Annotated in this window: 16 protein-coding genes and 1 tRNA gene; 7 read left to right on the top strand and 10 right to left on the bottom strand. The window is 72.6% G+C overall.

Features of this window, described 5'->3' with window-relative positions:
- Complete coding sequence (locus ACIOFR_RS08380; protein WP_400993552.1) at window positions 1-2,205, top strand: D-alanyl-D-alanine carboxypeptidase; 2,205 nt, start codon at window positions 1-3, stop codon at window positions 2,203-2,205.
- Between the two features lie 97 nt (window positions 2,206-2,302).
- Here the strand turns inward: ACIOFR_RS08380 and ACIOFR_RS08375 are convergent, their stop codons facing one another.
- From ACIOFR_RS08375 to ACIOFR_RS08365, 3 genes are all read right to left on the bottom strand, one after another.
- A complete protein-coding gene (locus ACIOFR_RS08375) occupies window positions 2,303-3,370 on the bottom strand; it encodes a YhjD/YihY/BrkB family envelope integrity protein (protein ID WP_400993549.1) in 1,068 nt (355 codons plus the stop codon).
- Between the two features lie 295 nt (window positions 3,371-3,665).
- Window positions 3,666-4,430, bottom strand: a complete 765-nt coding sequence (locus ACIOFR_RS08370; protein ID WP_400993547.1) for a polyprenol monophosphomannose synthase — start codon at window positions 4,428-4,430, stop codon at window positions 3,666-3,668.
- 54 nt (window positions 4,431-4,484) lie between these two features.
- Complete coding sequence (locus ACIOFR_RS08365) at window positions 4,485-6,065, bottom strand: glycosyltransferase family 39 protein (protein WP_400993545.1); 1,581 nt, start codon at window positions 6,063-6,065, stop codon at window positions 4,485-4,487.
- Between the two features lie 366 nt (window positions 6,066-6,431).
- Here ACIOFR_RS08365 and ACIOFR_RS08360 point away from each other — a divergent pair.
- From ACIOFR_RS08360 to ACIOFR_RS08350, 3 genes are all read left to right on the top strand, one after another.
- Window positions 6,432-6,504: transfer RNA gene (locus ACIOFR_RS08360), tRNA-Arg, on the top strand.
- 134 nt (window positions 6,505-6,638) lie between these two features.
- Window positions 6,639-7,595 (top strand): hypothetical protein, encoded by a 957-nt coding sequence (locus ACIOFR_RS08355; protein WP_400993542.1) that lies wholly within the window; start codon window positions 6,639-6,641, stop codon window positions 7,593-7,595.
- A 105-nt stretch (window positions 7,596-7,700) separates the two neighbouring features.
- Window positions 7,701-8,411: an HAD family hydrolase gene (locus tag ACIOFR_RS08350; protein WP_400993540.1), complete on the top strand. Its 711-nt coding sequence runs from the start codon at window positions 7,701-7,703 to the stop codon at window positions 8,409-8,411.
- A 49-nt stretch (window positions 8,412-8,460) separates the two neighbouring features.
- On the opposite strand, the gene murJ is transcribed toward ACIOFR_RS08350, so the two are convergent.
- The gene (gene murJ, locus ACIOFR_RS08345) at window positions 8,461-10,359 is read right to left on the bottom strand and encodes a murein biosynthesis integral membrane protein MurJ (protein WP_400993538.1); all 1,899 of its coding nucleotides are present in this window, start codon (window positions 10,357-10,359) and stop codon (window positions 8,461-8,463) included.
- A gap of 927 nt (window positions 10,360-11,286) precedes the next feature.
- Here murJ and ACIOFR_RS08340 point away from each other — a divergent pair.
- Window positions 11,287-12,258, top strand: a complete 972-nt coding sequence (locus ACIOFR_RS08340; protein WP_371498728.1) for an RNA polymerase sigma factor RpoD/SigA — start codon at window positions 11,287-11,289, stop codon at window positions 12,256-12,258.
- Window positions 12,259-12,404: 146 nt separating this feature from the next.
- Window positions 12,405-12,650 carry a hypothetical protein gene (locus tag ACIOFR_RS08335; RefSeq protein WP_400993535.1) on the top strand — a complete coding sequence of 82 codons (246 nt, stop codon included), beginning with the start codon at window positions 12,405-12,407 and terminating at the stop codon, window positions 12,648-12,650.
- 200 nt (window positions 12,651-12,850) lie between these two features.
- Here ACIOFR_RS08335 and mscL read toward each other — a convergent pair whose 3' ends face one another.
- From mscL to ACIOFR_RS08310, 5 genes are all read right to left on the bottom strand, one after another.
- Window positions 12,851-13,288 (bottom strand): large conductance mechanosensitive channel protein MscL, encoded by a 438-nt coding sequence (mscL, locus tag ACIOFR_RS08330; protein WP_400993532.1) that lies wholly within the window; start codon window positions 13,286-13,288, stop codon window positions 12,851-12,853.
- Between the two features lie 54 nt (window positions 13,289-13,342).
- Window positions 13,343-13,642, bottom strand: a complete 300-nt coding sequence (locus ACIOFR_RS08325) for a hypothetical protein (protein WP_400993530.1) — start codon at window positions 13,640-13,642, stop codon at window positions 13,343-13,345.
- 311 nt (window positions 13,643-13,953) lie between these two features.
- Entirely contained in the window at window positions 13,954-14,283 is a 330-nt protein-coding gene (locus tag ACIOFR_RS08320; RefSeq protein ID WP_400993527.1) for an FmdB family zinc ribbon protein, read from the bottom strand.
- Between the two features lie 173 nt (window positions 14,284-14,456).
- Window positions 14,457-15,758: an MFS transporter gene (locus ACIOFR_RS08315; RefSeq protein WP_400993524.1), complete on the bottom strand. Its 1,302-nt coding sequence runs from the start codon at window positions 15,756-15,758 to the stop codon at window positions 14,457-14,459.
- A 350-nt stretch (window positions 15,759-16,108) separates the two neighbouring features.
- Entirely contained in the window at window positions 16,109-17,605 is a 1,497-nt protein-coding gene (locus ACIOFR_RS08310) for a potassium/proton antiporter (RefSeq protein WP_400993522.1), read from the bottom strand.
- Window positions 17,606-17,842: 237 nt separating this feature from the next.
- Between ACIOFR_RS08310 and ACIOFR_RS08305 the strand changes: the two genes are divergently transcribed.
- Entirely contained in the window at window positions 17,843-20,581 is a 2,739-nt protein-coding gene (locus tag ACIOFR_RS08305; protein ID WP_400993519.1) for a penicillin acylase family protein, read from the top strand.
- Between the two features lie 45 nt (window positions 20,582-20,626).
- Here the strand turns inward: ACIOFR_RS08305 and ACIOFR_RS08300 are convergent, their stop codons facing one another.
- Window positions 20,627-21,220 (bottom strand): 5-formyltetrahydrofolate cyclo-ligase, encoded by a 594-nt coding sequence (locus tag ACIOFR_RS08300; RefSeq protein WP_400993517.1) that lies wholly within the window; start codon window positions 21,218-21,220, stop codon window positions 20,627-20,629.
- Window positions 21,221-21,230: the final 10 nt, after the last annotated feature.

Below are 21,230 nucleotides of genomic sequence, written 5' to 3'. Positions count from 1 at the left end.
GTGGGCGAGTCCCCCGACAACGTGCGCAGCGACGGCGAGACCGGATCGGCCGAGCCCGAGCCGACCGGGTCGGGTGCCGGGCCGAGCAGCTCGACCGTACAGCTTCGGATCCAGGATCTGGACTCCCGCACCACCGCGCTGCGCCTGCCGGTCGACAACGCCACCACGGCGCTGCGGCTGCCCAAGGACGTGACGGCGGCCGCTCCGGCGACGGGCGCGGCGACAGCCCGCGGAGCGGCACCGGAGCAGGCGGAGGCCGACGGGGACGATGCCGCCGACGCCCCCGAAGCCGGTGCCGACGAGGGAGCGGACGAAGCCGCTGCCGAGGTCGCTGCCGAGGTCACGGGTGGTTCCGACACGGCGGCCGGGAGCGCTGCCGCCGCCGGTGACGAGCCGTCGGCGAGCACTGCGGCCCAGGCGGCGGCGGAGCCGGGTGACCGGGCGCCGGTACGGGCGTCGGCGGGGGAGCCGCAGGCGTCGGAGACGAGCCGTCCGGCGGCCGAACGGGCCGCCGAGCCGGCCGGCGCCGATCCCCGTCTCGCGATGCGGGACGGCCGGGAGACCGCCGGGGCCTCGCTGAAGGCGACCGCGCCGACGGGGGCCAAGCCGTTCGCTGAGGCGGCTGAGGAGGCTGAGGAGGCTGAGGCGGCGAAGGTCGAGTCTGCGTCCGAGTCTGCGCCTGCTTCTGCTTCTGCTGCTGCTTCCAAGGCCGACCCGGAGCCCGTGCGGGCCGGCCGGCCGCTGCCGAGTGCCGCCCCTGCGGCGGCTGCCGCTGCCGCTGCCCCTGCTGCCGCTCCGGCCGCCGTTCCTGCTGCCGCGCCGCGGCCGCTCCCGGTGTCGGAGACCGTGCCGCCGGTTCCACCGGTTCCGCCGGTGCCTCCCGTCCCGCAGTCCGGTCCGCAGGCCGACGCGTGGCCGGCGCCGGGGCCGGAGAACACCGTCGAGGCGATGGAGGTGCTGGCCGCGCTCAGCCGGCGGCAGGTCACGCCGTTCCAGCGGGCGGTCAAGCGGGCCACCATCTGGACGGTCCTGGTGGCCCTGGTGCTCGGCGTCCTGGTGGTCGCCCAGCTGCTCCGGCCGCTGCTGGACCCCAAGGCCAGGATGAGCCTCGCGGGCACCTTCACGTTCGCGGGCGACCAGCTCGCCGTGCCGTGGCCGGCCAAGGGCCAGGCCGCCGCCGAGGTGGTCGGCGTCGGCAGCCTCGGCAGCTCCGGTCCGGAGACGCCGGCCCCGATCGCCAGCGTCACCAAGGTGATGAACGCCTACCTCATCCTCCAGGCGCACCCGCTGAAGAAGGGGGAGACCGGCCCGGTCCTCACCGTCGACAAGCAGGCCGCGCAGGAGTCCAGCGATCCCGACCAGTCCAAGATCACGCTGACCGAGGGGCAGCAGCTCAACCAGTACGAGGCACTGGAGATGCTGATGCTGCCGTCGGCCAACAACGTGGCCCGGCTGCTGGCCCGCTGGGATTCCGGTTCGGAGGAGGCCTTCGTCAAGAAGATGAACGAGCAGGCCGCCAAGTTCGGGATGACCAACACCACCTACGCCGACCCGGCCGGCTACAGCAACGACACCAAGAGCACGGCGAAGGACCAGCTCAAGCTCGCCGAGCAGGTCATGAAGATCGACATCTTCCGGCAGATCGTGGCCGAGCCCGACACCAAGTTCAACGGCCAGCGGGTCTTCAACACCAACGAGATCCTCTCGCCGAAGAACGGCGTGATCGGCGTCAAGACCGGTTCCTCCACCCCGGCCGGCTCCTGCCTGATGTGGGCGGCGGTCAAGGACATCGGCGGCACCAAGCGGATGATCCTCGGCGTCACCCTCGGCCAGCCCGCGACCAAGGAGGAGCCCAGCCTGGTCCGGGCCGCGCAGCCGATCAGCATGAAGATCATCACGGCCGCTCAGAACGGCCTCACCGGCCAGACCCTGGCCAAGCAGGGTGACGTGGTCGGCCACGTGGACAACGGTCTCGGCGGCACGGTCCCGATCGTCGCCGGCAAGGACCTCACGGTGGCCGGCTGGTCCGGCATCACCGCCCAGGTCACCCTGGACGCGGTCAAGCTCGGCCACACCGCCAAGGCCGGCACCCAGGTCGGGACCATCTCGGCCGGCGAGGGCGACGGACGGGTGGAGGTCCCGGTCACCCTGCAGTCCGACCTGGCGCCGCCGTCCATCGCGGACCGCCTGCTCCGGATCCTCTGAGCCCCGGCTCCCCGCAGCCAGGAGGCACCGAGCCAGGAGGCACCGAGCCCGGAGGCACCGAGCCCCGGACCGTACGGCACGCCGTACGGTCCGGGGCTCAGCCGTCGGCCGGGTTGTCCGGTGGGCCGTCCGCTTCTGTGGGCTTGGTCGGTGCCGTCGGTGCCGTCGGTCCTGTCGGGCCGGTCCGCGCACGCCATTCGCGCCATCCGCCCAGGCGGCCGGGTTCGGTTCGGGTGCCGAGCCAATGGGCGGCCGCCGGTTCCTCGGCGACGACCCGCCCCAGCACCAGCGACAGGGTGATCGCCGCAAACAGCACGATCAGCCAGGACAGCGAGGTGAACACCACCCCGAACGGCCCGAACTTCTGCACGCTGCGGGTCATCGCGCCCGGCAGGTACACCTGGGCGGCGACCCCGAGCAGCAGCTCGGCCACCCCGCAGAGCACCGCACCGGGCAGCAGCGGGTACCAGCGGATCCGGTTGCCCAGCAGCAGGTGCTGGGTCCACCACCAGAGCAGGGTGCCGACCAGGCAGGCCAGGGGGATGCCCAGCAGCGGGCCGAGACCGAAGCCCCGGCGGATCGGCACCTCGAAGACCAGGAACACCAGCCACACGGCCAGCCAGACCAGCCACCGCCACACCGCCACCCTGGTTTTGGACTTGGGCATCTCCCAGCAGCGTTCGCAGACCCGTTGCAGGGCACGGCTGAGGGCGGTCGCGGAGAGCAGGGTGACCAGGGCGCCGATCGCACCGAAGCTCTGCGTGACGTCGTCGTGGCCCGCCGACAGCAGTTGCTGGACCTGTTGCTGGGTGTTGCCCTTCAGGCCGAGGTGGTCGCGGAGCGAGCTGGTGACGCCGTCGCGGATGGTGGCGGGAGCGAACACCGCCACCACGAACAGGGCCGGCAGTGCGCTCAGGAAGGTCTGCGCGGCCAGTCGGGTCGCGTTGTCCAGCAGGTTGACCCGCAGCAGGTGGCCGACCGTCCGCCCCACGATCGGGATCTGCTCCGGTGCCGCCTTCGCGGACGTCGCGAAACCGGTGGCCCGGTCCCTCATCCGGCCCAGCCGGCCGTGTACCGGCTGATCGCGGTCGGACCGGTCGTCGCCCGGTCGGTCGTCGCCCGATCCGCCGGCACCCACCCGGCCGCCGTCCTGCTGGTCTGTCACGGGCACCTCCCGGGCCGGGCCGATGCCTCATGCTCCACCCGCAGGCCCGGGGCGCGCACCCGGACACTCCCGTACCGGCCGGTCCGCCGGCCCCTCCGTTGCCGGGACGGGCGGGGCGACAGGACGGTGCGGCCCGGCCCGGGTGCCTTCGCGGCGGCCCGGGCCGGTTCTCGGTACCGTCCTCGGCACGGTCAGCACGCGCGGTGTGCCCGGGCGGCGCCGGTACGCGGTGGGGGCGGGCGGGTGACGCGGGCGCGGGCGCGGAGGCCGGACCCGCGGAACCGTCCCGCCGAGGTCAGGCCTTGCGGCCGGTGATCTTCGCCACCCGGGCGCCGACACCCCAGGCGGTGACCCGCCAGAGTGCCTCGACCACGATGTTGCGGCTCATCTTAGACGCGCCGTGCTCGCGCTCGACGAAGGTGATCGGCACCTCCGCCACCTTGAAGCCGGCCTTGACGGCACGCCATGCCAGGTCGACCTGGAAGCAGTAGCCCTGGGAGGCGACCTGCTCCATGCCGAGGCCGAGCAGGGTCTCCTTGCGGAAGGCGCGGTAGCCGCCGGTGACGTCCTTGATCGGGACGTCCAGCAGGACCCGGGAGTAGAGCGAGCCGCCGCGGGAGAGCAGCAGCCGGGACTTCGGCCAGTTCACCACCGCGCCACCGGGCACCCAGCGGGACCCGAGCACCAGGTCGGCACCGCGCAGGGCGGTCAGCAGGCGGGACAGCTCCTCCGGCTGGTGGGAGCCGTCGGCGTCCATCTCGACCAGGACGTCGTAGCCCTGGTCGATGCCCCAGCGGAAGCCGGCGAGGTAGGCGGCGCCGAGGCCCTCCTTGCCCTTGCGGTGCAGGACGTGCACGTTGCCGTCCTCCGCCGCGATCTTGTCGGCGAGGTCGCCGGTGCCGTCCGGGCTGTTGTCGTCTGCCACCAGGACGTGGACCTCGGGGACGGCAACGCGGACCCGGGAGACGATCCGTTCGACGTTCTCGGCCTCGTTGTAGGTCGGGATGATCACCAGCACCTTGCCGAGATCGGCGAAGGTGCTCTCCTGGGGGGCAGTCACGTCTGTGCCTTTCACTCTGGTGTGGCGCGTCGGCCTGTCTGGCTTCCGCGTCGGCTACCGGCGGCTGCGTACCAGCAGCGACACCGTGAGTCCGCGGACATATCGGACCTCGGTCGGGGCGAATTCCGTCCGCAGCGCCCTGGCCTGGTCGGCCGGGAGACTCAGGTACGGGTCATCACCAGTGCCGATGGTAACGACCCACACCCGTGGCTCGGTTCCGATGCAGCTTGCGGGCACCGAGCACTCCTTCGGGTAGAGGTCCTCGGCCTGCGCCGCGGACTGTCGCACGAACAGCGGAGTGGGCTGCACCCCGGGGGTCAGATGGTAGGCGATTCCGGGGCCGATCATCCGCCAGGCCTGGCTGCCGGCCGCCGTGACCAGGCCGTCCCCGCGCCGGTAGCCGGCCGACACCAGGGCGGCGGCCGCCCGGTAGTCGGTGGGGCTGTGCGCGAGGGCACCGCGCTGCGTCCGCTGCACGGGGAGGCCGAGGGCGGAGGGGACGAGCACCGCGAGCGCGACGGCGGGCACGGCGAGCGCGGCCACGACCCGGGCCCTGACGGCGGGACCCGGGCGAGCGGTGGCCGGGGGAGCGGCCGACGGGGGAGCGGTGGCCGGCGCGGGGTTCGTGCGCAGCGGCTTCGTCCCCCGAAGGGTGGCCCAGACGGCGCCGACCCCGCCGCCCGCCAGCGCGGCGCAGGCCGGAACGGTGAACAGCAGGTACCGGTCCAGGAAGTACGAGGTCCCACCCTGCGACACCAGCCACACCGCCACCACCGGCACCACTGCGAGCAGCAGCAGCTCCACCGCCGGACGGCGGGCACCCGGCCGCACCAACACCAGGGCCGCCAGCGCGAGGAAGGCGTACAGCACGGAGGACGGCGCGAGCAGCCCGTCCCAGAAGGTCCGCAGCAGGCGCAGGTCCGGCCGGGCCAGCCAGCTGAGCTGCCGCCCCGACTGCCGGGCCCCCAGCAGTATCACCGGGACCGCCGGCACCACCGCGACCAGCGCCGCGAGCGGGTACTGCCACAACAGGCGGCGCGAGCCGGACTGCCGGGCCCGCAGCAGCACGAGGGCGGTCTGCCCGACCAGCGCGCTCAGCGACACCAGGTGGAACACCCCGCCCACCGCCGTGCACGCCGCGTACGCCGCCCACCGGCCGAAGCCGGGCCGCTCCAGGGCCCGCAGCAGGAACCAGGTGGCCGCCGCCGTCGCGCAGACCACCAGCGCGTACGCCCGGGCCTCCTGCGCGTAGCGGGAGACTGCCGGTACGGCGACGAACAGCAGTCCGGCGGCGAGCCCGGCGGCGGAACTGCGGAACATCCGCCGCCCGATCAGCGCCGTGAACGCGGCCGCCCCGGCCATCGCCAGCACCGAGGGGAGCCGCAGCGAGGTGGCGGAGGCGCCGAAGAGCCCGGTCCAGAAGTGCAGGACCACGTAGTAGGCGCCGATGCTGGCATCCACCTGGTGGAGCATCGCGAACAGCTCGCCCAGCCCGCGGGTCGCGGCGGTCCAGCTGGACAGCTCGTCCCGCCAGAGGTCCGGAGTACCGATCCGCCACAACCCGGCGGCCAGCATCGCCAGCGCGGGACACAGCCAGACGCCGGTGGACCTGATGATCCGTGGCAAATCGCTCATCTACCCAGCAAACTACTTGAATCGCCCCAAAGGGGCATGCACCGTTCGACATCCCGACCGGCCACAGCACCGGATGCCGGGCGCAGCAGGGCGGTCGGGATGCACAACGAGCGGGCCGCCCTCCCGGGCACGCTCCGGCCGGCACGAGCGGCGCGCGACCGCAGCACGGCCGGGCGGCCGTCGAACGACGCGGGCCCGCATCCCGACGGCGGCAGCGACCGGCTCCGGACGATGGTCCGGCAGAGGAGATCTTCGGAGGCTGCATCCGCTAGTCTGTCAGGGGTCGGTCGGCCCCTCGGCTGTGACCTCGCACCCTGAAATCCCTTCAGGCCGGGCGAGGTGGCTCCGCGGGCAACCCGTCCGTCGGCCTCAGTAGCTCAGGGGATAGAGCACGGCTCTCCTAAAGCCGGTGTCGCAGGTTCGAATCCTGCCTGGGGCACACCGCCGCTCGCGGCGCAGAACGCAGCAAGGGCCGGCTCCCGAGGGTGATCCTCGGGAGCCGGCCCTTTGTCGTCGATGCGGCCGGCGGGCGGCGGGGGTCGGGTGTCCGCGCCGGTGCGTAGGGTGCGGGGCGTGCTGACGGATGCGGAGTTGGAGAGCCTGGTCGCCGCCTGCTGCGAGGGCGACGACGAGGAAGCGGTGTGGGAGCTGGCGGACGCCGCGGCCGGGGAGCCGGGGCGGGTGGCGCCGCACCACGTACGGTTGCCGGCCGCCCGGGTGTTCGGGCGGAGCGAGGTCTACCGGGGTGCGGACGCGGCCATCACGGGAGCGTTGGTGGCGATGGTCGACGCCGGAGACCCGGAGCCGTACCTGCTGCGTGACTGTGTGGCCGCCGGTGATCCGGAGGTCGCGCTGGCGGCGTTCCTGCGGTGGCGGGAGTCCGTGGACGTCGACGATCACACGCGGTCGGCCGGTTGGGAGTTGGACCGGGAGGGGCGGCGGCGCGACCTCGTGACGGGTCGGGCCTTCGAGCTGCTGGCGGTCGACGGGGAGGAAGCCGGTCCGGGGGAGGCGGTGTTCGGCGGGGCGTCGGGTGAGCACTGTCCCTGGTGCGGCATGGAGTTGCACGACGCCCTCGACCTGCCGCCGGGATCGGCGGCCGCGAAGGCGCTCGCGCTGCCGACGGAGGACCACGTGCGGGTGCTGGTCTGCCCCCGCTGCGCGGACTACGGGACCGTGCTCAGCGAGTACGACGGCGAGGGCGGTTGCGCGTGGTCGGCCGCGAACGTCCGGCCGTCGTGGAACGGCCCGGTGCTCGACGGCTGGGACCCCTACCCGAGCCGGCTGGTGCTCGGCCCGGCCCGGCCGGCGGGGGCGAGCGGTTCGGCCTGGAACGACGGCGGATCGACCCTCGGCGGGCAGCCGGACTGGATCCAGGACCCGGAACGGCCGGCCTGTTCGCGGTGCGGGCGGACGATGCTCTTCGTCTCGATGAACTGCGGCAGCGACCTGTGGGACGGCGAGGGCTGCCTGTACGTCTTTGTGGACCTGGACTGCCGCACCGGAGCGGTGCTGTACCAGCAGAGCTGACCGGGTGCGCCCGGTGCGCCCGGTGCGCCCGGGGCCGCGGTGGGCGCACCGGGGTCGCCTGGCATCCTGGCGTGGACGTGACACGACCAGGGGGAGAACGCACGGATGGACACCCACATGACCCAGGCGCCGGAGCCGACCGTCCGGGAGGCGGTGGCGCTGGTCGTCTTCGACTGCGACGGCGTCCTCGTCGACAGCGAGCCGATCGCCGTCCGCACCCACGTCGCGCTGGGCGCCGCCTACGGCTGGCCGTTGAGCGAGGCCGAGGTGATCGAGGAGTTCGTCGGACGCTCCACGGCCTCGATCGGGGAGAAGATCGGTGGACGGCTCGGCGCCGCCGTGGCGGAGGAGTGGGACGAGCGCTTCCGTGAGCTCCACCGGGAGGCCGTGGACGCGGCGCTGCCGGCCGTCGACGGCATCGCGGAGGCGCTGGACGCCCTGGACGGGCTGGGGCTGCCGTACTGCGTCGCCTCCAGCGGGAGCCACGAGAAGATGCGGCACACCCTGGGCAGGACCGGCCTGTACGAGCGGTTCGCGGGGCGGATCTTCAGCGCCACCGAGGTCGACCGGGGCAAGCCCGCGCCGGACCTGTTCCTGCACGCCGCTCGGCGGCTCGGCGTGGACCCGGTGCGGTGCGCCGTGGTCGAGGACAGTGCGCCCGGCGTGCAGGCCGCCCGGGCGGCGGGCATGCGGTCGTTCGGCTACGCGGGCGGGGTGACTCCGGCGGCCCGGCTCGCCGGGCCCGGGACGGTGGTCTTCGACGACATGCGCGCCCTGCCGTCGCTGCTGACCGGCGTCTCGGGTCAGAACATCTAGCGCCGTCCGGCCGGCGGCAGGCCTCGGGCCTGCCGCCGGGGACCGGATGTCAGCGGCGGTGGCGTCCGGCCGTACCCGCGGCGGCCGCCGCGGGCTCCGGGTACGGGATGCGCAGCTTGCGGGCCAGCGGGGCCACGGCCGAGCCCGCGCCGAGCGGACGGGCGAACACGAACAGGGAGACCAGGACGGCCGCCGAACCGGCCGCCAGACCGGCCAGGTTGCCGAGCAGCCCGGCGCCGCACCAGGCGGCGATCCAGTGGGCGGCCACGGCGCCCGGCACACAGGCCAGCAGGATGGCCAGGTGCAGGGTGACCACCCGGCCGCCCTCCAGGCCGCTGGTGGGCTTGCCCCGGCGGGTGTTCAGGACGAGCGTCGCGTCCGGTGCGGCGGCCGGTTCGGCCGGCTGCGGCGCCGACCGCAGTCGGCGGCCGAGCGCCCAGCCGGTGATGGTGACGCTGACCAGACAGGCCACGGTCTGCGCGACGGCCATCCCGATGATGATCCAGCGCGGCTCCAGCAGCCAGAACGCGACGCAGGAGAGACCGGCGTTGGTGCCGGTGCTGACCACTGTGAGCCAGAACGGGGTACGGGCGTCGCCCATCGCGTAGAAGCCGCGGGCCAGCGCGTACTGGGCGCAGAACGCGGGCAGGCCGATCGCGAACGCGATCAGGACCTGGGCGACCACCCAGGTGTCGCCCGGCGTGGTCTTGCCGTGGCCGTAGGCGATCGTGGTGATCTGCGCGGCGAGGGCGACCAGCAGCACCGTGATCGGGACGATCATGGCGGCCGAGGAGCGCAGCATCCCCGAGAGGTCGGAGCCGATCCGGCTGTACCGGCCGGCGGTGGCCGCCCGGGACATCCCGGGAAGCAGCGCCGTGACCAGGGAGATGGTGATGACGCCCTGCGGGACGATGAACAGCTGGTAGGCGTTGGTGTAGGCGAGGTTGCCGAGGCCCAGGTGCAGGTTGGCGTCGTCGGCGAGGTCGCCGGCGCGCGCGGTCAGCTGGCTGATCACCGCGAACGACAGCTGGGTGACGACGACCAGCAGCAGGGCCCAGCCGGCGGCGCGCAGCGGCTTGCCGAGGCCGGCGCCGCGCCAGTCGAAGCGGGGGTGCCAGCGGAATCCCGAGCTGCGGAGCGAGGGCAGCAGACCGAGCGCCTGGATCACGATGCCCAGGGTGCTGCCGAGGCCGAGCAGCATGGTGTCGGAGGAGGTGACCTGCTCCACGCCCTGGGCGTTGCTGCCGACGACGGTGTAGAGGCCGAAGACGCCGATCGCCACCAGGTTGTTGAGCACCGGCGTCCACATCATGGCGCCGAAGCGGTCCCGGGAGTTGAGCACCTGACCGAAGAGGGTGAAGACCCCGTAGAAGAAGATCTGCGGGAGGCAGTAGCGTGCGAAGGCGATGGTCAGATCGCGCTTCACACCGGGCGGGTAGCCCGAGTAGGCGTCCACGATCAGGGGGGAGGCGAACCAGGCGGTGACGGTCAGGAGGACCAGGGCCACCCCGCAGATCGTCAGCAGCCGGTCGGTGTAGGCGACGCCGCCGTCCTTGTGGGTCTGCGCTGCGTGGACCAGCTCCGGGACGAAGACCGAGGCCAGGACGCCGCCCATGAGCATCATGTAGACGACGTTGGGCAGCGAGTTGGCGATGTTGAAGGTGTCGCCGAGCGGGCCGGAGCCGAGGGCCGCGACGATCATCGCGCTGCGGACGAAGCCGAGGGCGCGCGACGCCATGGTGCCCAGCGCCATGATCATGCCGTTGCGACCGGGGGAGGCGGCGGGCTTCTCGGCGGCCGGCGCGGACGCCTGGGGCGGGACGGTCGGCGGCGCGACCGGCATCGGCGGGGAGCCGGGGGCGCCCTGCATCGGGATGCGCAGCGCCATGGTGGGCGGGTCGATGTACGCGTTCGGGTCGGAGGACCCGTCCGTCGTGTGCGTGGTCATCAGACCCCCGTCACTCGGTGCCTGGGAGGTGGTGGCGCGGGAAACCTCGCGACACCGGGCCGGCGAAACGTCGGTGTACGGAGGCGGCCTGTCGGACAAGGCCGACCAGGTCCGTGCCGGACTCGGCGTCCCCGTGCCGGGTGCGGGCTGCACCCCAGCCGGAGAAGTCTGCCTTACCGCGGCACTCCCTGGGGAGCCGGGTGCACGGTGGTGATGATCGCCACGGCGGCGGCGACCCTGCGGAGTTGGGCATCACACGACCCCGATTGCGATCGATTGGGGTGATTCGTGAGGTTTTGTCCCGCCGCATCGCAGGCTGATTCCGCTGGTGGAACACGGTTGACCCGTCCTTCCGGTTCGCTCGACAGTGGTGTGACCTTCCTCACCGTCCGTCAGGAACCCCGGCGGGTCGGGGCCGTTCCGGCTGGTGGCAGGCGCGAGCCCGAGTGTGGGGGCGGGGTGGTCGCCCGGCCGGGAACGCCGCCCGGCCGGATTTCTCCCCGGTTGCGGCACGACGGGCGCGGTGTCGTCGTTGTTGTGGGTGAGGTGTGTCGGATCGGTCGCTGCGGCATGACTGTCCTCTTCCCGGGGCGGTGCGCCCTCCCGGCGGTCGGTGGGTCGCAATTCGGCATCTTCTGTGGTGGGTTGGCGCCCACCAGGTGAACGCGAGGCGTGTGTCAGCCGTCACGCTGGGTACCCGGCCGGGTGAAAATGGGCAGGATACTCCATCGCAGGGGAAAATCTGAGGGAGTTGGGAATGTTGTCCGATTTCTGTGCGTTGGATCGTTACGTGTGAGCCTCGGTGAGGCCCGCGCATCTCTTTGAGCCCGTGGATCTCCCCGCGGGATCCCGTCGGATCCCGCTGTACCGATCCGCCTGATCGGCGCAGACGCAGGCAGACCCGGCAACACCAGCAAGGGAGCAAGCATGGCCACCCGTGCCGTCGTTCGCGACAGAGCCGACCGGACTCGCTCGGCCCGCCCGACCAACTTCGAGGCCGACCGCGACCTCGTCGGCATGTATCTCGACGAGATCGCCAGGACACCCCTGCTCGATGCAGCCGAGGAGGTCGAGCTCTCGCTTCGGATCGAGGCCGGTGTCTACGCCCAGCACCTGTTGGATGAGGGGCCGCTCCCGAAGGGCATGACCCGGGAGGAGCTGGAGGTGATAGCGGAGGACGCCGAGCGCGCCAAGGACGTCTTCATCCGTTCCAATCTGCGACTCGTGGTCGCGGTGGCCCGGCGCTACCCGCGAAGCGGCCTGCCCCTGCTGGACCTCATCCAGGAGGGCAACGCGGGTCTCGTCCGTGCGGTCGAGAAGTTCGACTACTCCAAGGGATTCAAGTTCTCCACGTACGCGACGTGGTGGATCCGGCAGGCGATCACCCGGTCGATCGCCGATCAGTCGCGGACGATCCGGCTGCCCGTCCACCTGGTGGAGGAGCTGGGACGGATCCGCCGCGTGCAGCGCGAGAAGGCGAAGGAACTGGGCCGTGAGCCCGAGCCGGCCGAGGTCGGCGCCGAGCTGGACATCAGTGAGCAGCGGGTCAAGGACGTGCTGGACTGGGCCCGGGACCCGGTCAGCCTGAACATGTCGGTGGACGACGAGGGCGAGACCCAGTTCGGCGACCTGGTCGAGGACACCGGGGCGGTCTCTCCCGAGGACGCGGTGATGGTGATGCTCCGCCGCGAGGAGCTCGACACCCTGATCGACCGGCTGGACGACCGGACGGCGTCGATCATCCGCTCCCGCTACGGCATGGAGGACGGCCGTGAGCGGACGCTCACGGAGGTGGGCAAGCAGCACGGCCTGACGCGGGAACGCATCCGGCAGATCGAGAAGCACGCCCTGGCCGAGCTGAAGAAGATCGCCGACCACGCGGGCTTCGAAGCCGCCTGACCGGCGCCCTCCGCCGCGCAGCGGTGGTGCAGGACGGCGGTGGTGGTGGGACGGGAGCCGACGGCCCCGGTACGGCTGCGGCTGTGCCGGGGCCGGCCCCTGTCCGGCCTAGGCTGGGCAGGGCGGAGACGACGGAGGCGGACGAGATGGCTGAGCAGGACGCGGAGCGGGACAAGGGCATGGGCGGGGATCAGGGCGGGGAGGGCGACGCGCGGAAGCCGGAGCGGGGCCGCCCGGCACCGAAGGCGCGGCTGGTCTTCGGAGACCCGCTGGAGCGGCAGACCAGTGACGACACCGACCAGGGCTGGGGCGAGCGCCCGGCCCGTGGGGACAGCGGCGGGCGAGGCCTCGACTGGTACCTCAGCCAGCGCCCGCCCCACCACGGCGACTGACATCGGGCGAGGACGGCGAGGACGGCGAGGACGGCGAGCACGCCGACCGGGCAGGGGGACCGGCCGATCGGGACCGGCCGGGCAAGGGGGCGGGAAGCAGGAAGCGGGCAGGGGAAGCGGGCAGGGGAAGCGGGAGACGGGCGGGGGCGCACGAGGGCGTGTGGGCGGGCGGAACGGGAGCGGCGACCCGGGGCCGCCGGTCAGCGCTGGTTGACCAGGGCGTCCCGGATCTCGGTGAGCAGTACGACCTCCCGGACCTCGGCGTCGGCCGCCACCTCGTCGACCGTCCTGCGCTTGGCCATGAAGTGGTTCATCGGGAGGATGAGCGCGAAGTAGACCACCGCCGCGACGATCACGAACTGCAGGAGGGCGCTCAGCACGGAGCCCCACAGGATGTAGATGCCCGAGGTCACGGCACCCGAGGCGTCCACCGTGCAGGGGCCCTTGAGACAGGACCGGTAGGCGGCGAGGTCCTCCGTGCCGAAGACGCCGACCAACGGGTTGACGACGCCCGTGACGAAGGCGTTGACGACGGTGGTGAACGCCGCGCCGATGACCACGGCGACGGCGAGGTCCACGACGTTGCCGCGGAGCAGGAATTCCTTGAAGCCCTTCATGCTGCGCTGAACGCCGATCAACGCCGCCGGTTACGGGTGAATCCGCAGGTCATCGGGTTGACCTGCCGGACGGGCTCAGTCGGGCGACGCAGGCCCGGCGGGGCAGTGGGCGGCGGCGTCGGCCCCGGAAGAGGGCCCGGTGGTGGGCACCACGGTGGCGGGCGGCGGAGGGCCGAGCCGGAGCGGCCCGGCGGACAGGGCCGCGGCAGCGACCAGCAGGACCGCCAAGAGCACGCCGGGCCGGTGGCGGACGGTCTGCCGGAGCCGGTGCCGCGCACGACCACCGGGCCGGATCGGCGGGAAGAGGGGGACCTCCTGCCGCGGGGGCACGGTGGGGGCGTGCGGCGGGGGAGCGAGGTGGGTGGCCGTGGTCATGGTGGGACACCGCCTTCGGGTGCTGGGGTCACGGGCCCCGTCGGGCCCGCCGGAACCCAGAGTGCGCCGGTGGCCGAGCCGTCGGAATACCCCGGCGTTTTCCTGTGGACAACCCCGCCCTGTGGACAACGCATGTCCCTCACACGAGTGAGTGGTCGCAACGCATTGACGCCGACGAGCCCGGAAGCGCCGACCCCACGGAACCGCCGACGGCCGGCGAACGCGGACGGCCCGGCTCCGCCGCATCGCTGCGGGGTGCCGGGCCGTCCGTCGTGAGTTCTGCGGTGCTGCGGTGCTGCGGTGCTGCTGCCTCAGCCGGCCGCGGGCGCCGAAGCCGGCGCGGACGACGAGGTGGAGGACGAGCTGCTGGAACCGCCGGAGGACGATCCCGAGGAACCGGTGGAGGCCGCGGAGCCGGTGGAGGACGAGGACGACGTCCCCGAGGTCACCGAGCTGCTGGACGAGGAGCGGCTGTCGGTCCGGTAGAAACCCGACCCCTTGAAGACGACGCCCACGGCCGAGAAGACCTTGCGGAGCTTCCCCTGGCACTCGGGGCACGTGGTCAGCGCCTCGTCGGTGAACTTCTGCACCGCCTCCAGGCCGGTCCCGCACTCGGTGCACTGGTACTGGTACGTGGGCACTTGCTCTTCCTCCTGCACTTCCCCCTGGCACTCTGGCCTGATGAGTGCTAACGATCCTCAATGATGCGGTATTCCGTTGATTGAGTCCAGCGCTCCGGGTGTGATCCGAGTGTCAGCGACCGTGACGCCGCCACCGGACCCGCCACCGCACCCCGCCGCGGTACCGCGCCCGCTCAGCCCTCCGCGGCCGCGATCTTCGCGCCCCGGGGCACCTGGCCGGAGCCGCGGGCGACCGTCCGGCTGCGGGTGCCGGGTGCCACCAGCAGGCGGCGCAGCGCGACCAGTCCGACCAGGCCGATCCCGGCGCCGGCGACCGGCACCAGGAACCCGGCGGACGGGCCGCTCCGGTCGATCAGCTGGCCGGCGACGGTCGAGCCGATCGCCAGGCCGAGGCCGATCGCGCCGGTCAGCCAGGTGAAGGCCTCGGTCTTGGCGCCGTCGGCGACCAGCGTCTCGACCAGGGTGTACCCGGTGATCAGCGTGGGGGCGATGGCCAGACCGCAGAACAGTCCGGCGACCGTCAGCGCGACCAGGTTGGGCATCGCCCACAGCGTGGAGCAGCCGACCACCAGCAGCGCGTAGCAGAACAGCATCCGCTGCCGGGCGGAGCGCTTCCAGCCGATCATGCCGTAGAGCACGCCGGCCACCATCGAGCCGCCGGCGAAGATCCCGTAGACGGTGCCGCTGGCGCCGGCCCGGCCGATCGACTCGGTGAAGGCGGTGACCGAGACCTGCATGGCGCCGAAGACGGTGCCGACGCCCAGGAACGAGGCGGCCAGCAGCCGGACGCCGGGGGAGGCGAGGGCGGAGACCCGCTGCGCGCCCTCGACCCGCGGGTGGCGGACGGGAGCGGTGCGGCGCTGCGCGGCGAACGCGAGGCCGCCGACCACCGTGAGGGCGGCTTCGGCGATCAGTCCGGCGGCCGGGCTGACCTGGGTCGCGATGGTGGTGGCCAGGACCGGGCCGACGACGAAGGTGAACTCGTCGGTCACCGACTCGAACGCGAAGGCGGTGTTGAGCATGGCGGGTTGGTCGGACAGCCGGCCGACCCAGCGGGCCCGGACCATCGCACCGATCTGCGGCACGCTGGCCCCGGCCGGCGCGGCCGCCAGGAACAGTGCCCAGGCCGGTGCGTGCCCGAGGGCGAGCGCGATCAGGGCGGCGACCGACAGCGCGTGCACGGCGACGCTGGGCAGCAGGACGGCGGCCTGGCCGTAGCGGTCGGCCAGCCGTCCGGTCTGCGGGCCGACGAGGGCCTGGGCGACCGCGGAGATCGCCGCGACGGTGCCGGCGGTGCCGTACGAGCCGTGGGTCTGCAGGACCAGCAGGACGATGCCCAGGCTGAGCATCGCGTAGGGGAGCCGGGCCGCGAAGGCCGGGGCCAGGAACGTCCAGGCGCCGGGGGTGCGCAGCAGCGCTCCGTAGCCGGCGCGGGCGGGGGCGGTGGGGCTTTCGACCGTTCGGCGGGCCGTCACGGTCGTCCTTCCTGCTGCCTGGTAGCGCACACAGGGCAGGGAGAGCCCCGACGGCGCCGAGAGTCGTCCTCTCGCGCGTCGACCGGGGTAGATACCGGGTCCGGCTGGCCGGGGCGTGGAAGCGGGGCCAGAGATCACAGTTCACTGCGGACCGCGGCCGCCGAGCGGTCGCGCCAACTCTGCTTCAGGCAGATGTTGCGGGTGATTCAGTCAGTTCGATGCGTATCAGCCTTCATGGTAGCGGGTGCCGGCGCCCCGGCCCCGACCCCGGAAGGTGAACAGCGGCACATTCCGACGGCCCGCCCCGGCCCGCCCCGGCCCCCTGGAACCCGCGGGAACACCGTCCTCGGCTACCGCCGCCCGCCACCGCCCTGCAGCCAGTTCGCGAGCTTGCCGCCCTTGTCCACCGCGCGCAGCCGCCGCTCCGCCGCCTCGCTGACGGCGTCGGTGGTGACCACCAGGAGTTCGTCGCCGGCCCGCAGCACGGTGGCCCGGTCGGGCACGAAGCTCGCGCCGTCGCGGACCACCAGGGTGACCGCGGCGCCGGTGGGCAGCCGGAGCTCGCTGACCTCGACGCCGGAGATCCGGGACTCCGCCGACAGGGAGACCGACAGCAGGTGGCCGTGGAGCTTCTCCAGCGGCGCGGACTCGATCCCGAGGTCCTGGCCGAGCGAGCCCTCGCCGATCCGCAGCCACCTGGCCACCAGCGGCAGGGTGGGGCCCTGGAGCAGGGTGAAGACCACGACCAGGATGAAGACGACGTTGAACAGTTCCTGCGCCCGGGGCACGCCGGCGACCAGGGGGATGGTGGCGAGCACGATGGGCACCGCGCCGCGCAGTCCGGCCCAGCTGAGCAGGGCCTGCTCGCGCCAGGGGAGCCGGAACGGGGTCATGGTGGCCAGCACCGAGGCCGGTCGCGCGACGAAGACCAGCACGGCGCCGATGACCAGGGCCGGGACGACGGCGGACTTCATCGAGGCGGGGGTGCACAGCAGGCCGAGGACCACGAACATGCCGATCTGTCCGATCCAGGCGAGCCCGTCGGCGAAGCCGCGGACGGCCGGGCCGTGCGGCAGTTTGCTGTTCCCGAGCACCACCGAGGCGATGTACACGGCCAGGAAGCCGGAACCGTGCAGCAGCGCGCCGCCCGCGTAGGCGAGCACCACCAGCGCCAGCACGGCGATCGGGTAGAGGCCGGAGGAGGGCAGCGCGACGCGCTTGACGCCGTACGCGCCGAGTCGGCCGACCGCGTAGCCGACGGCCGCGCCGATGGCCAGTTCGGCGATGATGACGCCGACCATCACGTACCAGGGGTCGGGTTCGCCGGCGGTGGCGAAGGCGACGACCAGGATCACCACGGGGGCGTCGTTGAAGCCGGACTCGGCCTCCAGCAGGCCGGTCAGCCGCTCGGGCAGCGGCACCATCCGGAGCACCGAGAAGACCGCGGCGGCGTCGGTGGAGGAGACGACGGCGCCGAGCAGCATGGAGCTGCGCCAGTCCAGGCCGACCAGCAGGTGGGCGCCGGCGGCGGTGACGAAGACGCTGACGGCGACGCCGAAGGTGGCGAGCACGGTGGCGGCCGGCATGACCGGCTTTATCGCCTTCCAGCTGGTCTTGAGGCCGCCCTCGGCGAGGATCACGACCAGGGCGGCGTAGCCGAGGACCTGGGTGAGCTCGGCGTTGTTGAAGGTGATGCCGAGGCCGTTCTGGCCGAGGGCGACACCGATGCCGAGGTAGATCAGCAGGCTGGGAAGGCCGGAACGGGTGGAGAAGCGCACGGCGACCACCGCGACCAGAAGGATCACGGAGAACTCGAGCAGGAACTGGTTCAACTGGTCGACGGTCACGCAGGAGCACCTCGGTGTCGTGAGGGGGCAGCTGATGAATCGATGAATCGTTACTCAGTCTAACATTTTACTTGATCTTTGATGTCGCCCACCAGCCACCCTGCCCGGGTCCCGCGGCCACCCCCGCCAGGTATCGTCCCCCTGATCCACCGTGGGCGTCCCCCGTGTTCGTCCGCCACCTGAGTCGCCCTAATGTGGTGACCTGTCACGGCCGTCATCTCCCAGCCAAGGATCCGGATGTCCCGCTCGAAGAAGTTCCGGCGCGCTCGCCTGATCGTGATCGTGCTGGCCGTGCTGCTGGTCGCCGCCGTGGCCGGTGCCGGCTACTGGGGGGTGCGCACCGTCCACGCCTCGTTCCCCGTGGTCGAGGGCACCGTGAAGGTGGCCGGGATGACCGCGCCGGTCGACGTGAAGCGGGACGCCAACGGCATTCCGCAGCTGTACGCCGACACCAATGCCGACCTGTTCCGGGCCCAGGGCTACGTCCAGGCCCAGGACCGCTTCTGGGAGATGGACGTCCGACGGCACATCACCGCCGGCCGACTGTCCGAAATGTTCGGTTCGAGTCAGATCGAGACCGACGGTTTCCTGCGCACCATGGGCTGGCGCCAGGTCGCGCAGCAGGAGTACGACACTAAGCTCTCCGAGGACACCAAGAAGAACCTGCAGGCCTACACGGACGGCGTGAACGCCTGGCTGGACGAGCACCGGGGCGGGTCGAGCGCCTCGCTGGAGTACTCCCTGCTCGGGGCCGTCAACGGCGACTACCAGCCCGAGAAGTGGGACCCGGTCGACTCGGTGGCCTGGCTGAAGGCGATGGCCTGGAACCTCTCCGGCAACCTCCAGGAGGAGGTGGACCGCGCCCTGCTCGCGCAGGACTTCGGCCAGGACAAGATCGCCCAGCTCTACCCGGACTACCCCTACGCCCGCAACGGCACCATCGTGAAGGGCGGCGGTGCCGTCGGCGCCGACGGCGTCTTCAAGCCGGCCGACGGCTCCACCGCAGCCCCGGCCTCGCCGGCCGGCGCCACCGCGCAGAGCCGGGCCGCCACCGACGCGCTGCTCGGCGACGTCTCGGCCAAGATCGCCGGGATGCCGCAGCTGCTCGGCCGGCCGGGCCAGGGCATCGGCTCCAACTCCTGGGTCGTCGACGGCAAGCACACCACCACCGGGCTGCCGCTGCTCGCCAACGACCCCCACCTCGGCCCCGGGATGCCCTCGGTCTGGTACCAGATGGGGCTGCACTGCCGGACGGTCGGCGCGGGCTGCAGCTACGACACGGCGGGCTTCACGTTCGCCGGCATGCCCGGGGTGGTCATCGGCCACAACAAGGACATCTCCTGGGGCTTCACCAACCTCGGCGCCGACGTCACCGACCTCTACCTGGAGCGGGTCACCGGCCCGGACACCTATCTGGTCGACGGCAAGGAGGCCAAGTTCAAGTCCCGCAAGGAGACCATCAAGGTCGCCGGCGGCGAGGACCGCACGATCACCGTCCGCACCACCCAGGACGGCCTGCCGCTGATCTCCGACCAGAGCACCGAGCAGCAGCACGTCGGCCAGAACGCCCCGGTCGGCAACGCCGCCCCGGACCGCGCGGCCGGCTACGGCGTCGCCCTGCAGTGGACTGCCCTGACCCCCGCCAACACCATGGACGCGGTCTTCAAGCTCGACCGGGCCACCGGCTGGACGGACTTCCGCAGCGCCGCCGAGGACTTCGCCGTCCCCGCGCAGAACCTGATCTACGCCGACACCAAGGGCAACATCGGCTACCAGGCGCCCGGCATGGTCCCGCAGCGCACCAAGGGCGACGGCACCTACCCCGTCCCCGGCTGGGACTCCTCCTACGGCTGGAAGAAGGAGTACGTCCCCTTCAAGTCGCTGCCCTACAGCTTCAACCCCACCGCCGGCTACATCGTCACCGCCAACCAGGCCGTGGTCGACCCCGGCTACCGGTACCTGCTCACCAAGGACTGGGAGTACGGCACCCGGGCCAAGGAGATCACCGACCAGATCGACTCCCGCCTGAAGAACGGCGGCAAGATCTCCCCGGACGACATGCAGTCCATCCAGCTGGACAACACCAGCGTGATGGCGCAGACGCTGGTCCCGCTGCTGCTCAAGGTGCAGATCGACGACCCGTACGTCCGCGAGGCCCAGGACCTGCTCAAGGACTGGAACTTCCACCAGGACGCCGACTCGGCCGCCGCCGCCTACTACAACGGCGTCTGGCGCCAGCTGCTCACCCTCGCCTTCGGCCAGAAGTTCCCGGCCGGCCTGCGGGCCGAGGGCGACTGCCTGCTGGTCCGGCAGAAGCGCGACGCCACGCTGCCCGAGGGCGCCGTCGGCAACACCACCCAGGCCGTCACCGAGTGCGGCACCCGCGAGGCCCACAACGCCCAGCCGGACGGCGGCGACCGGTGGACCGAGGTGGTCCGCCAGCTGCTCACCCAGCCCGACAACGGCTGGTGGGACTACATCGACTCCAACCACCGTTCCCAGCACGGCCTGGAGAGCCTGCTCGCCGAGGCCATGAAGGACGCCCGCCAGGACCTCACCGCCCAGCTGGGCAAGGACATCAAGACCTGGAGCTGGGGCCGGCTGCACACGCTGACCCTCAAGGAGCAGACGCTCGGCAGCGACGACTCCTCGATCGCCTCGGGCGTGGTCCACCGGCTGCTCAACCGCGGTCCGTACCGGATCTCCGGCGGCACCGCCGCGGTCGACGCGGCCGGCTGGAACGCGGCCGCCGGGTACCAGGTGGACTGGATCCCGTCGATGCGGATGGTGGTCGACCTGAGCGACTTCGACGCCTCGCGCTGGATCACCGTCGGCGGCGCCTCCGGCCACGCCTTCCACGACAACTACAACGACCAGACCCAGCTCTGGGTGGACGGCAAGCTGCTGCCCTGGGCCTTCTCCGCGGACGCGGTCGGCAAGTCCACCAAGCACACCATGACGCTGATCGCGGGCTGAGCCGCCGGCCGCCCCCCGCTGAGCCGCCCCTCTGCCGGGGCCGGCTCAGCGGTCGAAGCGGGTCACCCCGGACGGGGTGACCGCCGCGTCCACCGGCAGGTCGTGCGGCTCGGCCGGGACCTCGTCCAGCAGCTCCGGGTCGTACAGCAGGGTGGCCAGGTACGGGCGCGCCCCGGCGGCCGCCAGCCGGGCCAGCACCCGGTCGTACGACCCGCCGCCGCGCCCGAGCCGGATGCCCCGGCGGTCGACGGCCAGCCCCGGCAGCAGCACCAGCCCGGCCGTGCACACCGCGGCCGGGCCGAGCCGTTCCCCGGTCGGTTCCAGCAGGCCGCGCGAGGCCGGGGCCAGGCCCCCGACGCCCCGGTACTCGGCCCAGTCCAGGTCGTTGTCCGGCAGCAGGACCGGCAGCAGCACCCGCACCCGGCGCGCCCGCAGCGCCTCCAGCAGCGGCCCGGTGCCCGGCTCCGCGCCCACCGACACGTACGCCGCCACCGTCGAGTCCGGGGCCGCCAACCCGCCGGCGCGCTCCCCCAGCGCCGCGGCCGCGGCGGCCCGTTCGGCGGGGGTCAGCGCCCGCCTGCGCTCCAGCAGCCGTGACCTCAGTGGGGCCTTGTCGTTGGACAAAGGATTGGCAGTCATGGGATCTCCA

Source organism: Kitasatospora sp. NPDC088346, assembly GCF_044740765.1.
Taxonomy (GTDB): Bacteria; Actinomycetota; Actinomycetes; order Streptomycetales; family Streptomycetaceae; genus Kitasatospora.
The sequence above is the reverse complement of the archived record's forward strand: the minus strand, read 5'-3'. Positions and strand labels throughout refer to the sequence as shown.

Excerpts from the sequence above, each read along its gene's own strand:
- ACIOFR_RS08365 (WP_400993545.1), bottom strand. The coding sequence starts at position 6,065 with ATGAGCGATTTGCCACGGATCATCAGGTCCACCGGCGTCTGGCTGTGT.
- ACIOFR_RS08350 (WP_400993540.1), top strand. The coding sequence starts at position 7,701 with ATGGACACCCACATGACCCAGGCGCCGGAGCCGACCGTCCGGGAGGCG.
- murJ (WP_400993538.1), bottom strand. The coding sequence starts at position 10,359 with ATGACCACGCACACGACGGACGGGTCCTCCGACCCGAACGCGTACATC.
- ACIOFR_RS08340 (WP_371498728.1), top strand. The coding sequence starts at position 11,287 with ATGGCCACCCGTGCCGTCGTTCGCGACAGAGCCGACCGGACTCGCTCG.
- ACIOFR_RS08335 (WP_400993535.1), top strand. The coding sequence starts at position 12,405 with ATGGCTGAGCAGGACGCGGAGCGGGACAAGGGCATGGGCGGGGATCAG.
- ACIOFR_RS08325 (WP_400993530.1), bottom strand. The coding sequence starts at position 13,642 with ATGACCACGGCCACCCACCTCGCTCCCCCGCCGCACGCCCCCACCGTG.
- ACIOFR_RS08305 (WP_400993519.1), top strand. The coding sequence starts at position 17,843 with ATGTCCCGCTCGAAGAAGTTCCGGCGCGCTCGCCTGATCGTGATCGTG.
- ACIOFR_RS08300 (WP_400993517.1), bottom strand. The coding sequence starts at position 21,220 with ATGACTGCCAATCCTTTGTCCAACGACAAGGCCCCACTGAGGTCACGG.